Origin of the sequence: Pseudomonas sp. OA65 (genome assembly GCF_017498305.1) — a bacterium.
In the GTDB taxonomy this organism is placed as follows: Bacteria; Pseudomonadota; Gammaproteobacteria; order Pseudomonadales; family Pseudomonadaceae; genus Aquipseudomonas; species Aquipseudomonas zanjanensis.
Map to the genome: position 1 here is coordinate 145,864 of NZ_JAGDEZ010000006.1, position 13,481 is coordinate 159,344.

The window sequence follows — 13,481 nt, forward strand, 5'->3', positions numbered from 1 at the left end:
ATAGGTGTTACATGGCAGGCGCAAAAGAGATTCGCAGTAAGATTGCGAGCATCAAAAGCACGCAAAAGATTACCAGCGCCATGGAAAAAGTGGCGGTCAGCAAAATGCGCAAGGCACAAATGCGCATGGCTGCTAGCCGTCCTTATGCGGAGCGCATCCGCCAGGTGATTGGTCATCTGGCCAACGCCAACCCGGAATACCGCCACCCATTCATGATCGACCGCGCCGTCAAGCGCGTCGGTTACGTTGTGGTGAGCAGTGACCGTGGTCTGTGCGGTGGCTTGAACACCAACCTGTTCAAGGCCCTGGTCAAGGACATGGCGGTAAACCGCGAACAAGGCGTCGAGATCGATCTGTGCGTGGTCGGTAGCAAGGGTGCGGCTTTCTTCCGCAACTTCGGCGGTAACGTCGTCGCAGCTATCAGCCACCTGGGTGAAGAACCGTCGATCAATGACCTGATCGGCAGCGTCAAGGTGATGCTGGATGCTTACCTGGAAGGCCGGATCGACCGCCTGTCCGTGGTATCCAACAAGTTCATCAACACCATGACGCAACAGCCGACCGTGGAGCAGTTGATTCCACTGGTGGCGACCCCGGAACAGGAACTCAAGCACCACTGGGACTATCTCTACGAACCGGATGCCAAGGAGCTGCTCGACGGCTTGATGGTCCGCTACGTGGAGTCGCAGGTCTACCAGGCGGTGGTCGAGAACAACGCAGCTGAACAAGCGGCGCGGATGATCGCGATGAAGAACGCTACCGACAACGCCGGTGATTTGATCAGCGATTTGCAGCTGATCTACAACAAGGCGCGTCAGGCTGCGATCACCCAAGAGATCTCGGAAATCGTCGGCGGCGCTGCCGCGGTTTAACGGTTCAAATATTCAGAGGATCCAGCTATGAGTAGCGGACGTATCGTTCAAATCATCGGCGCCGTTATCGACGTGGAATTCCCACGCGACAGCGTACCGAGCATCTACGACGCCTTGAAGGTTCAAGGCGCCGAAACCACCCTGGAAGTTCAGCAGCAGCTGGGCGACGGCGTGGTTCGTACCATTGCGATGGGCTCCACCGAGGGCTTGAAGCGCGGTCTGGACGTCAACAACACTGGCGCAGCCATCTCCGTACCGGTCGGTAAAGCGACCCTGGGCCGGATCATGGACGTACTGGGCAACCCGATCGACGAAGCTGGCCCGATCGACACCGAAGAGCGCTGGGGCATTCACCGTCCTGCGCCAACCTTCGCTGAACAGGCCGGTGGCAACGAACTGCTGGAAACCGGCATCAAGGTTATCGACCTGGTTTGCCCGTTCGCCAAGGGCGGTAAAGTCGGTCTGTTCGGTGGTGCCGGTGTAGGCAAGACCGTAAACATGATGGAACTGATCCGTAACATCGCCATCGAGCACAGCGGTTATTCCGTGTTCGCCGGTGTGGGTGAGCGTACTCGTGAGGGTAACGACTTCTACCACGAGATGAAGGATTCCAACGTTCTGGACAAAGTGGCACTGGTCTACGGCCAGATGAACGAGCCGCCGGGAAACCGTCTGCGCGTAGCCCTGACCGGCCTGACCATGGCCGAGAAGTTCCGTGACGAAGGTAACGACGTTCTGCTGTTCGTCGACAACATCTACCGTTACACCCTGGCCGGTACCGAAGTATCCGCACTGCTGGGCCGTATGCCTTCGGCAGTAGGTTACCAGCCGACCCTGGCTGAAGAGATGGGCGTGCTGCAAGAGCGCATCACTTCGACCAAGCAAGGCTCGATCACCTCGATCCAAGCGGTATACGTACCAGCGGACGACTTGACCGACCCGTCGCCAGCGACCACCTTCGCCCACTTGGACGCCACCGTCGTTCTGTCCCGTGACATCGCTTCCCTGGGTATCTACCCAGCGGTAGATCCACTGGACTCGACTTCGCGCCAACTGGACCCGAACGTGATCGGCCAGGAGCACTACGACACCGCTCGCGGCGTTCAGTACGTGTTGCAGCGTTACAAGGAACTGAAGGACATCATCGCGATCCTGGGTATGGACGAGCTGTCGGAAGCCGACAAGCAGTTGGTAAACCGTGCTCGTAAGATCCAGCGCTTCTTGTCGCAGCCGTTCTTCGTGGCTGAAGTCTTCACCGGTGCCTCGGGTAAATACGTTTCCCTGAAAGACACCATTGCTGGCTTCAAAGGCATCCTCAACGGTGACTACGACCACCTGCCAGAACAAGCGTTCTACATGGTCGGCGGCATCGAAGAAGCGATCGAGAAAGCCAAGAAACTGTAATCCCGGCGCCCGGCAACGGGCGCTAATTTAGGTTGAGGCAATCAGATGGCTATGACAGTCCATTGCGATATCGTCAGTGCGGAAGGGGAAATCTTCTCCGGTCTGGTCGAGTTTGTGGTTGCGCACGGTGAGCTGGGTGATCTTGGTATCGCCCTGGGTCACGCACCGCTGATCACCAGCTTGAAGCCAGGTCCGATTACTCTGACCAAGCAGGGCGGGGAACGGGAGGTGTTCTACATCTCCGGTGGTTTCCTCGAGGTTCAGCCGAACATGGTCAAGGTTCTTGCCGACACCGTGCAACGTGCTGCCGACCTGGACGAAGCCTCCGCTCAGGAGGCCGTCAAGGCAGCCGAGAAGGCTCTGCATGAAAAAGGCGCGGACTTCGACTACGGTTCTGCTGCCGCACGTCTGGCCGAGGCCGCAGCCCAGCTGCGTACCGTCCAGCAGATCCGCAAGAAGTTCGGCGGCTAAGCCGTCTGCTTTCTGTGCGATTGATTAAAAAGGGTAGCCTCGGCTACCCTTTTTTCTTTTCCCGACATTCATTACCTGGTCGCAGCCGCTGACCACCCAGGATTGGTAGCCAGTCATGTCTCTTGAAATCGTTATCCTCGCGGCCGGCCAAGGCACCCGCATGCGTTCGGCGTTGCCCAAGGTCTTGCACCCGATCGCCGGCAATTCCATGCTCGGTCATGTTATCCACAGCGCGCGGCAACTTGATCCACAGCGCATTCATGTGGTGATCGGTCACGGTGCTGATGCGGTGCGCGAACGCCTGGCGGCGGACGACCTGAATTTCGTCCTGCAGGACAAACAACTGGGCACTGGCCACGCGGTGGCCCAGGCTGTGCCGTTTATCAAGGCCGATACGGTGCTGATTCTCTACGGCGATGTGCCGCTGATCGAAGTCGAGACCCTGCAGCGCCTGCTCAAGCATGTCGCGCCACAGCAGTTGGGCTTGCTGACCGTGGAGTTGGATGATCCCACCGGCTATGGCCGCATTGTGCGCAACGCCGATGGCCAGGTGACGGCCATCGTTGAGCAAAAAGATGCCAACGAAGCTCAGCGCGCGATCACCGAGGGCAACACCGGGATTCTTGCTGTGCCGGCCGAGCGCCTGGGTGATTGGATGAGTCGTCTGTCGAACAACAACGCCCAGGGCGAGTACTACCTGACCGATGTGATTGCCATGGCCGTTGCCGACGGGCTGGTCGTTGCCACCGAGCAGCCGCAGGATGCCATGGAAGTGCAGGGCGCCAATGATCGCCGGCAACTGGCCGAGTTGGAGCGCCACTATCAATTGCGCGCCGCCCGCCGCCTGATGGCCCAAGGCGTGACGCTGCGCGACCCTGCCCGTTTTGATGTACGCGGTGACGTCAGCGTAGGTCGCGACGTGGTCATCGACATCAATGTCATTCTCGAAGGCAAGGTTGTCATCGAAGATGACGTGATCATCGGCCCGAACTGCGTGATCAAGGACAGCACCTTGCGCAAAGGCGTGGTGATCAAGGCCAACAGCCATCTCGACGGCGCGGTCATGGGCGAAGGCAGCGACGCCGGCCCATTCGCACGCCTGCGTCCAGGCTCCGTACTGGAAGCCCGGGCCCATGTGGGTAACTTCGTCGAACTCAAGAACGCTCACTTGGGCGAAGATGCCAAGGCCGGTCACCTGACTTACCTGGGCGACGCTGAGGTCGGCGCCCGCACCAATATTGGCGCCGGTACCATCACCTGCAACTACGATGGCGCCAACAAGTGGAAAACCGTCATGGGGGACGATGTCTTCATCGGCTCCAATAACTCGTTGGTGGCGCCTGTGGATATCTCCAGCGGTGCGACCACGGCAGCCGGTTCGACCCTTACCCAGAATGTGGATAACGGCCAATTGGCCGTCGGACGCGCGCGCCAGCGCAACATCGACGGCTGGAAGCGACCAGAGAAAATCAAGAAGCCCTGAAGTTATCCACAACTCCTTATGGGAGCGGGCTTGCCCGCGAAAGCGGTGGTTCAGCCAATTAATTCGTTGCTGACCCAACGCATTCGCGAGCAAGCCCGCTCCACATTCGAATTGCGTGATTTCTGAATTTTTCTATCGGCGCCTTGACGATTCCGCTGCAATAGGTTTTGATTGCTTACGTTATCTTTCGAATCGAAACTTAAGCCGTCATGTCGAAACGCAACACACCACAGCGCCGTCACAATATTCTTGCTTTGCTCCAAGAGCAGGGCGAGGTCAGTGTGGATGAGTTGGCCAAGCGCTTCGAAACCTCGGAGGTTACGATTCGCAAGGACCTCGCCGCCTTGGAAACCAATGGCCTGCTGCTGCGTCGCTACGGTGGCGCGGTGCCGATGCCGCAGGAATTGGTGGCCGATAACGGGCAAACCGTCTCCAAGTACAAACTCGCCATTGCCCGGGCCGCCGTGAAGCGGATCCGCGAACATGCGCGGATCATCATCGACAGCGGCAGCACGACCGCCGCCATGATCCCTCAACTCGGCCAGCAGCCGGGCCTGGTAGTGATGACCAATTCCCTGCACGTTGCCAATGCCTTGAGCGAACTGGAGCATGAGCCGGTGCTGTTGATGACCGGCGGCACTTGGGACCCTCACTCCGAGTCGTTCCAGGGCCAGGTGGCCGAGCAGGTGCTGCGTTCCTACGATTTCGACCAGTTGTTCATCGGCGCCGACGGCATCGATCTGGTTCGAGGTACCACCACCTTCAACGAACTGCTGGGCTTGAGCCGTGTGATGGCTGAGGTGGCCCGGGAAGTGATCGTGATGGTGGAGGCCGACAAGATCGGCCGCAAGATCCCCAATCTGGAGCTGCCGTGGAGCAGCGTCCATACCCTCATTACCGATGATCGCCTGCCCGTAGAGGCCCGCGATCAGATTCAGGCCCGCGGCATCACCGTGATCTGCGCGCCTGTCAGCCAGGAGAAATAGCATGTGTGGAATTGTCGGCGCCGTTGCTGAACGCAACATCACTGCCATCTTGCTTGAAGGTCTCAAGCGTCTCGAATATCGCGGCTACGACAGCGCCGGTGTAGCGGTGTTCACCCAAGACGAGAAGCTCGAGCGCATGCGTCGCCCAGGCAAGGTCAGCGAGCTGGAACAGGCGCTGGACGCCGAACCACTGCTCGGTCGCCTGGGCATCGCCCACACCCGTTGGGCCACCCATGGCGCGCCATGCGAGCGTAACGCTCACCCGCATTTCTCCGGCGACCTGGCGGTGGTGCACAACGGCATCATCGAAAACCATGAAGCCCTGCGTGAACAGCTCAAGGCGCTCGGTTATGTGTTCACTTCGGACACTGACACTGAAGTCATCGCCCATCTGCTCAACCACAAGCTCAAGGACCTGGTGGACCTGACCGTCGCCCTCAAGGCCACCGTCAAGGAACTGCACGGTGCCTACGGCCTGGCGGTCATCAGCGCGAAACAACCCGATCGCCTGGTCGCAGCCCGCAGTGGTAGCCCCTTGGTTATCGGCCTGGGTCTGGGAGAAAACTTCCTCGCTTCCGATCAGTTGGCGCTGCGCCAGGTCACCGACCGCTTCATGTACCTGGAAGAAGGCGATATCGCCGAAATTCGCCGCGATAGCGTGCAGATCTGGGACCTCGACGGCAAAGACGTGGTGCGTGAAACCGTCCAGTACCGCGACGGTGCCGAAGCCGCCGACAAGGGCGAGTTCCGCCACTTCATGCTCAAGGAAATCCACGAACAACCGGCCGTGGTGCAACGCACCCTGGAAGGCCGCCTGAGCCAGAGCCAGGTGCTGGTCCAGGCATTCGGTCCACAGGCAGCCGAATTGTTCGCCAAGGTCCGCAACGTGCAAATCGTCGCCTGCGGCACCAGTTATCACGCCGGTATGGTCGCCCGTTACTGGCTGGAAGAGCTGGCGGGTATTCCCTGCCAGGTCGAAGTCGCCAGCGAGTTCCGTTATCGCAAAGTGGTGGTGCAACCCGATTCGCTGTTCGTGACCATCTCCCAGTCCGGCGAAACCGCCGACACCCTGGCCGCGCTGCGCAATGCCAAGGAACTGGGTTTCCTCGCCAGCCTGGCGATTTGCAACGTCGGCATCAGCTCGCTGGTGCGTGAGTCCGACCTGACCCTGCTGACCCAGGCCGGCCGTGAAATCGGCGTGGCCTCGACCAAGGCGTTCACCACGCAACTGGTGGGCCTGCTGTTGCTGACGCTGTCCCTGGGCCAGGTCCGCGGCACGCTGGGTGAGGGCGTCGAGGCCAAGCTGGTGGAAGAACTGCGTCGCCTGCCGGCCCGCCTGGGCGAAGCCTTGGCCATGGACAGCACCGTGGAAAAAATCGCCGAACTGTTCGCCGAGAAGAACCACACCTTGTTCCTGGGCCGTGGCGCACAATTCCCGGTGGCGATGGAAGGGGCCTTGAAGCTCAAGGAAATCTCCTACATCCACGCCGAGGCCTACCCGGCCGGTGAGCTCAAGCACGGCCCGCTGGCGCTTGTGGATAACGACATGCCCGTCGTCACCGTCGCGCCGAACAACGAGCTGCTGGAAAAGCTCAAGTCCAACCTGCAGGAAGTCCGCGCCCGTGGCGGCCAGTTGATTGTCTTTGCCGACGAGAAGGCCGGCATGACCAACGGCGAAGGCACCCATGTCGTGCACATGCCGCACATCCACGACATCCTGTCGCCGATTCTCTACACCATCCCGCTGCAGTTGTTGTCGTACTACGTGGCGGTGCTCAAGGGCACCGATGTAGACCAGCCGCGTAACCTGGCGAAATCGGTAACGGTTGAGTAAGAGCCTCACGCTGGGCAAAGCCCCAGCAAGACGGTGCGGACCGTAAACCTTGCCAAACTAACCCCCTGACTCCAGGGGGTTTTTTATGGGCGCAAGTTAAACGGCGTTTCCTTTTGAGGATCAGCGCGATGACTCGATTCGGTTTTTTAACCGGTCCTGTTCGTCGCATTCGTGGCAGGTCCGGAACAACTGCGTTGACAACAGGGAGTAGAGGTGTTGATATCAAGTCATACGACAACGTATGACATCAGAAAATAATAAAAATGAAAGGTGCAGTCATGTTTTCTGCATTTGCCGCCCAAAGGGTATGCAGTCCTCCGGTCTCACGCTTTAGCGCCGTGCGCCGAACGATTTCTTTCCTGTCCGAAAAGCCCCTCGCAGGCTCGCAGCTACTACCGAACACCTCGTTTTCCACATCCATGCGCCTTCGCCTTTCCCATCTGGCGTTAGCACTGGGCGTGTCCGTTTTTCGCTCAACCTCAATCCCACAATGAATGGCAGCACCCGGAGAACAATAATGAAGAAAACACTCTGCGCCTCTTTGATCGCCTCGTTTCTGAGCCTGACCGCCGGCAGTGCAATGGCGGCCGACGCCAGCGACTGGCCAAGTCGTCCGGTGCAAGTGGTGGTGATCGCCAACGCCGGCGGTGACACCGATTTCAACGCACGAATGATGGCCAAGTACTTCACCAAGCTCACCGGAAAATCCATGGTAGTGACCAATATGGCCGGTGGGGGCGGCACCATCGCCGCCGATGCAGTGAAGAGCGCAGCGCCGGATGGCAATACCATTCTGTTTACTCACACCGGCCAGTTGATCGTCAACGAGGTCGCGGGACTGTCCGAAGACCGTTTCGATGCGTTCGATATTTCCTGCATCGCTGGCGTCGACAAGGGCGCGGTGTTCGTCTCGGCGAAAAGCTCGGGCATCGACAGCCTCGATCAATTGATTGAAAAAGCCAAGGCCAAGCCCGGCACCATCACCTACGGCACCGAGATGGGTAACTTCTCGCACCTGCAAGGCTTGATGTTCGAGAAGCTCGCCGGCGTGAAGCTGAAAATGGTCGACAGCGGCACCGTCTCGGAAAAAATCGTTGCCTTGCTGGGCAAGCGCATCGACCTCGGCGCCATCAGCTATGGCTCGGTCCAGGACTACATTTCCAGCGGCAAGATGACTGCCCTGGGCCAGCCCAACGCTGAGCGCAACGCGCTGCTGGGCGACGTCAAGACGTTCAAGGAACAAGGCGTGGACCTGATCCTCGACAAGCCTTACGTCGTTGCCTTCCCGAAAGGCACCGACCCGGCCATCGTCAAGAAGATGGCCGAGACCATGAAGAAAATCACCGAACAGCCGGAATATGCCGAGGAATTGAAGAAATCCTTCAAGCAGCCGGTCAGCTTCCAGGGCCCCGAAGAAGCCGTCGCCACGTTGAACAAAACCCGCGACAGCTTCATGCAGTTCAAGGACGAGATGCGTAAAGCCAAATAATTTTGCGTAACGGTTCGGGTGCGTGCCGCGCTGGCCAGCACCCGACACCCCGTCCTTCCCAGCAAGAGGAGCCTGTATGGATTCCTATAAAAGAAACGAGTTGATCGCCGGCCTGGCCATGCTCGGCGCCGGCATCGCTTACCTGGTATTGACCCTGAACCTGCCGCGTCGCGGGACGGTCGATGCCGCGTTTGTACCCTGGATATTGGCCATCGCGTTGTGCCTGTTGGGCGCGTTGCAATTGTGGGCATGGCGAAAGTTGCCGAACAAAAGTGCCGAACCCACGGAAAAGTCAGAGGCGATCGATTACCCAACGGTCATCAAGTCCTTGGCGTTGGTGCTGCTTTATACGGTGCTGATGGAGCCAGTGGGTTTCGTGATCACGACAGTGCTTTATCTCTATGCCCAGTTCATCGTGTTGACCCCGGCGGACGAAAAGGTCAAGCACCTGCGATACGCGCTGATCGCGGTCGTCTCGTCTGTCCTGATTTTTTACATCTTTCGTCATGGCTTCGACTTGCTCCTGCCTGTCGGTTTATTGGATTTCTAGGGGACGGCCATGATTGAGCTCATGCAAACAGGCTTCGCAGCCGTACTGACACCCTACGTTTTTCTGCTGATCACCCTTGGCGTTGCGGTGGGGATCGTTTTTGGCGCGGTGCCCGGCCTCTCGGCCACCATGGCGATCGCGCTGTGCTTGCCGCTGACGTACTCGATGGGCCCCGGCCCTGGCCTGGCGCTGTTGGTGGCGCTGTTCGTTGGCGCTACCTCGGGAGGGCTGATATCGGCGATATTGCTCAACATACCGGGAACGCCGGCCTCCATCGCGACGACGTTCGATGGTTGGCCGCTGATGAAGAAGGGACTGGGCGTGAAGGCGCTTGGGATTGGCGTGGTGTTCTCGTTCCTCGGCACGATCTTCAGTATCGCCGCGCTGATGTTCATCGCCCCGATCCTGGCGGAACTGGCCCTGAGCTTTGGCCCGCACGAATACTTCTCCATCGCGATCTTTTCGCTGACGTTGATTGCCACGCTGTCCACCGGCTCGCTGGTCAAAGGCTTGTTTGCCGGTGCCTTGGGCTTTGCTTTCTCCACCGTGGGGATCGCCCCGGTCGAGGCTATCCGTCGGTTCACCTTTGACCTGCCGAGCCTCAACGGCGGCTTCGCCATGCTCACGGTGATGATCGGTATGTTCGCGGTCGCCGAAGTGCTGAAGTTCGCGGAAAGCGCGCGCCTGAGCCACCGGGCCAAACCCCAGCACGTCAGCATGAAAGGCGTGAAAGGTTTTGGTTTTTCGATGAAGGAGTTCGTCGGCCAACTGCCCAATGCTACCCGTTCATCCCTGATCGGCCTGGGCATCGGCATCTTGCCCGGCATCGGTGCCGGTACGTCGAATATCGTCTCCTACATCGTGGCGAAGAAACGTTCCAAGACCCCGGAGGAGTTCGGCAAAGGCAAGATCGACGGTGTGGTCGCCAGCGAGACGGCGAACAATGCCGGTATTGGCGGCGCGATGATTCCCCTGCTGACGCTGGGCATTCCCGGCGACACCACCACGGCGGTGATGCTCGGTGGTTTCATGATCCACGGCATTCAGCCCGGGCCTCTGCTGTTCATCAGCCAGGCACCGTTGGTCTATACGATCTTCGCCGCGCTGATCCTCGCTTCCGTGCTGATGCTGGTGCTGGAGTTCTACGGCCTGCGCATGTTCATCAAGTTGCTGGCGGTGCCCAAGCACATCCTGTTGCCGATCATCCTGGTGCTTTGTGTGGTCGGTGCCTTTGGCCTGAACAGCCGGATCTTCGACGTCTGGGCGGTGCTGCTGTTTGGCTTGCTGGGGTATGGGTTCGTCAAGGCCGGTTTGCCGATTGCACCGTTCATTATTGGTTTCATCCTCGGTCCGATGGCTGAAACCAACTTGCGTCGCGGCTTGATGCTGTCCGATGGCAATTTCGGCGGCTTCCTGACCAATCCCATCTCGGCGGGCTTCCTCATCCTGGCCGCCGCGTCCATCTCCTGGCACCTGGTGACGGTCATTCGCAACCGCAAAAGTGCGGCGATTGAATTGATGCGCAGCTAGCCCATTGCATTCGCTGCTGTAACACGACGCCGTGTTGCAGCAGCCGAACCCAACCGTTCGGAGCACAGTCATGCAAGACACGCCTCAAACGCCTTCGGCCGACGACGACCGCATTGCCTGGGTGCGCGTGGCCTCGGTTTTCCTGCCGTTGGCCAACCCCATCAGCGACGCCAAGGTGTTGACCGGTCGGCAAAAGCCAATGACCGAAATCGCCATTCTGTTCGTGGAAATCGAAACCAGGGACGGCCACCGTGGCCTGGGGTTCAGCTATTCCAAGCGCGCCGGTGGCCCCGGGCAATTTGCCCATGCCCAGGAAGTCGCCCCCAGCCTGCTTGGCGAAAACCCCAGCGACATTTCCAAGCTATGGGACAAGCTCTGCTGGGCAGGTGCCTCGGTGGGGCGCAGCGGCCTGGCAACCCAGGCGATCGGCGCATTTGATGTCGCCCTGTGGGATTTGAAAGCCAAGCGGGCCAATCTTTCCCTGGCTCGCTTGCTGGGTGCCCATCGCGATTCTGTCCAGTGCTACAACACATCGGGTGGATTCCTGCATACACCGCTTGATCAATTAATGATCAATACTGACCTCTCTCGGGAGAAGGGTATCGGCGGGATCAAGCTCAAGGTCGGCCAGCCTGACCAGGCGCTGGATCTGCATCGGGTCAGTACCATTCGCAAACACCTGGGGGAGGGCTTCCCCTTGATGGTCGATGCCAACCAACAGTGGGACCGACCCACCGCGCAACGCATGTGCCGCCAATTGGAACAATACAATCTGGTCTGGATCGAGGAACCGTTGGACTGCTACGACGCCGAAGGTCATGCCGCGCTGGCCGAGCAATTCGATACGCCGATCGCGACCGGTGAAATGCTCACCAGCGTTGCCGAGCATTGGGAATTCATCAAGCTGCGTGCGGCGGATTATCTGATGCCCGATGCCCCGCGTGTCGGTGGCATCACGCCTTACCTGAAAGTCCAGGCAGCGGCCGAACAAGCGGGGCTGATGATCGCGCCGCACTTTGCCATGGAACTGCACATCCATCTGGCCGCCACCTACAGTCGCGAGCCGTGGGTGGAACATTTCGAATGGCTGGAGCCGTTGTTCAACGAACGCATGGAAACCCGTGACGGACGAATGCTGGTGCCTACGCGGCCTGGCCTTGGCCTGTCCTTGAGCGAGCGCGTGGCGGGATGGACGGCGGACCAGATCGAGATCGGGCGGCGCCCGTGATCAGGTCGACGAGGAGCCCGGCATGGCGTTGAGTCCTGAGTTTATCCACAGCATCGAGCGGGTGGTGGGCGCTGCGGGTGTGGTACGCGATCCGGCCCTCATGGCCAGTTACCTCACAGACTGGCGCAACGCCTACCAAGGCCAGGCCGCGTTGGTGGTCAGGCCCGCCACAACCGAGGAGGTGGCCACAGTGGTGCGGCTTTGCCACGAAGCCAGGGTGGCGCTGGTGCCCCAGGGCGGCAATACCGGTTTGTGTGGCGGCTCGATTCCGGATGCTTCCGGCAGCCAGGTGGTGTTGTCTTTGACCCGTATGCGGCGCATCCGTGAAATCGACCTGGCCAATGAAACCATCACGGTCGAGGCCGGGGTGATCCTGCAGCAGCTACAGGACGCCGCCAGCCAGGCCGGTCGCCTGTTCCCGCTGTCGTTGGGAGCGGAGGGCAGTTGCACGGTGGGCGGCAATCTGGCGACCAATGCCGGCGGCACGGCGGTGCTGCGCTACGGCAACATGCGTGAGCTGACCCTCGGGCTTGAGGTGGTACTGCCGGACGGACGAGTCTGGAACGGTTTGCGTGGCCTGCGCAAGGACAACACCGGCTACGATCTCAAGCATTTGTTTATCGGCTCGGAAGGCTCGTTGGGCATCATCACGGCGGCGGTGCTGAAACTGTTTCCGGCGACCCACAGCACCGCGACAGCCTGGGTGGCGCTGCCTTCGCCGCAAGCGGCGGTGGACTTGATCGGCCATGTGCGCAGCCTGTGCGCCGACCGCCTGACGGGCTTCGAGATGATGTCGCGCCAGAGCCTGGACTTTGTTCTGGACCATGTGGCCGGTTGCAGTGATCCGCTGGAAACCAAACATCCCTGGTATGCATTGATCGAACTGCGCGACACAGTGCCCGACGCGCCCTTGGCGCTATTGCTGGAAAACGGCCTGGCCCATGCTTTCGAACGCGGTTGGGTCATCGACGCGGTATTGGCCAGCAGCCAGGCGCAGGCGGCTGCGTTGTGGGCGCTGCGCGAAGGTATTTCCGAGGCGCAGAATCATGAGGGCCCGAGCCTCAAGCATGACATCAGTGTGCCCGTGAGCCGGATACCGGAATTCATCGAGCGCACCGACCGCGCACTGCAACAGGACTTTCCGGGCGTGCGCATCGTTTCCTATGGCCACATGGGTGACGGCAACCTGCACTACAACATCAGCAAGCCGGTCGGCGATAAAGACGCCTCGTTCAAGGCCCGCGAACACGCGATCATGCAGGTCATCTACCGGATGACGAGTACCTTCAACGGCAGCATCAGTGCTGAACATGGACTGGGACAAGCCAAGCCTCATGCCGCAGCCCAGTTCAAGGATCCCCTGGAGATCGAGCTGATGCGCGCCATCAAACGCACGCTGGACCCGGCGGGGCTGATGAACCCTGGCAAGGTCTTTACTGCCGGGCTGGAGTGATCGAATCGGCCGTTACTGGCCTCCCCGCTGAATGTTGGACAGGAAATGGATGAAGCGATTGAAAGGTATTTTTCGATTATTTGGCTAGTTATGAAAAAATACTTTCACACTTAGCTACCAATTAGCGATTTTGAAAGGATATCGTGTGCTAGTATTTTTTCAAATCTGCGGAAAAATTGAA

The 13,481-nt window shown here is 59.6% G+C and carries 12 protein-coding genes; 11 read left to right on the forward strand and 1 reads right to left on the reverse strand.

What is annotated here, in order from left to right:
• The first annotated feature begins 11 nt into the window (after window positions 1–11).
• From atpG to glmS, 6 genes are all read left to right on the forward strand, one after another.
• Window positions 12–872, forward strand: a complete 861-nt coding sequence (atpG, locus tag J3361_RS07370; protein WP_030139034.1) for a F0F1 ATP synthase subunit gamma — start codon at window positions 12–14, stop codon at window positions 870–872.
• Window positions 873–899: 27 nt separating this feature from the next.
• Window positions 900–2,276 (forward strand): F0F1 ATP synthase subunit beta, encoded by a 1,377-nt coding sequence (atpD, locus tag J3361_RS07375; protein WP_003187186.1) that lies wholly within the window; start codon window positions 900–902, stop codon window positions 2,274–2,276.
• Between the two features lie 45 nt (window positions 2,277–2,321).
• A complete protein-coding gene (locus J3361_RS07380) occupies window positions 2,322–2,747 on the forward strand; it encodes a F0F1 ATP synthase subunit epsilon (RefSeq protein ID WP_039593182.1) in 426 nt (141 codons plus the stop codon).
• Between the two features lie 115 nt (window positions 2,748–2,862).
• Entirely contained in the window at window positions 2,863–4,230 is a 1,368-nt protein-coding gene (gene glmU, locus J3361_RS07385) for a bifunctional UDP-N-acetylglucosamine diphosphorylase/glucosamine-1-phosphate N-acetyltransferase GlmU (protein ID WP_207963608.1), read from the forward strand.
• Window positions 4,231–4,439: 209 nt separating this feature from the next.
• Window positions 4,440–5,216 (forward strand): DeoR family transcriptional regulator, encoded by a 777-nt coding sequence (locus tag J3361_RS07390; RefSeq protein WP_060739917.1) that lies wholly within the window; start codon window positions 4,440–4,442, stop codon window positions 5,214–5,216.
• Between the two features lies 1 nt (window position 5,217).
• Window positions 5,218–7,050, forward strand: coding sequence for a glutamine--fructose-6-phosphate transaminase (isomerizing) (gene glmS / locus J3361_RS07395; RefSeq protein ID WP_207963609.1), 1,833 nt, complete (start codon window positions 5,218–5,220; stop codon window positions 7,048–7,050).
• A gap of 247 nt (window positions 7,051–7,297) precedes the next feature.
• Here the strand turns inward: glmS and J3361_RS07400 are convergent, their stop codons facing one another.
• Window positions 7,298–7,471, reverse strand: a complete 174-nt coding sequence (locus J3361_RS07400; protein ID WP_207963610.1) for a hypothetical protein — start codon at window positions 7,469–7,471, stop codon at window positions 7,298–7,300.
• A 96-nt stretch (window positions 7,472–7,567) separates the two neighbouring features.
• Here J3361_RS07400 and J3361_RS07405 point away from each other — a divergent pair, with 96 nt between their 5' ends.
• The 5 genes from J3361_RS07405 (at window position 7,568) to J3361_RS07425 (ending at window position 13,300) form a co-directional block, all read left to right on the forward strand.
• Window positions 7,568–8,539, forward strand: coding sequence for a tripartite tricarboxylate transporter substrate binding protein (locus J3361_RS07405; protein WP_207963611.1), 972 nt, complete (start codon window positions 7,568–7,570; stop codon window positions 8,537–8,539).
• Window positions 8,540–8,615: 76 nt separating this feature from the next.
• Window positions 8,616–9,089, forward strand: a complete 474-nt coding sequence (locus tag J3361_RS07410; RefSeq protein WP_207963612.1) for a tripartite tricarboxylate transporter TctB family protein — start codon at window positions 8,616–8,618, stop codon at window positions 9,087–9,089.
• Between the two features lie 9 nt (window positions 9,090–9,098).
• Window positions 9,099–10,619, forward strand: a complete 1,521-nt coding sequence (locus J3361_RS07415; RefSeq protein ID WP_207963613.1) for a tripartite tricarboxylate transporter permease — start codon at window positions 9,099–9,101, stop codon at window positions 10,617–10,619.
• A gap of 70 nt (window positions 10,620–10,689) precedes the next feature.
• Window positions 10,690–11,847 (forward strand): mandelate racemase/muconate lactonizing enzyme family protein, encoded by a 1,158-nt coding sequence (locus J3361_RS07420; protein ID WP_207963615.1) that lies wholly within the window; start codon window positions 10,690–10,692, stop codon window positions 11,845–11,847.
• 22 nt (window positions 11,848–11,869) lie between these two features.
• Complete coding sequence (locus J3361_RS07425) at window positions 11,870–13,300, forward strand: FAD-binding oxidoreductase (RefSeq protein WP_207963617.1); 1,431 nt, start codon at window positions 11,870–11,872, stop codon at window positions 13,298–13,300.
• Window positions 13,301–13,481 lie beyond the last annotated feature (181 nt).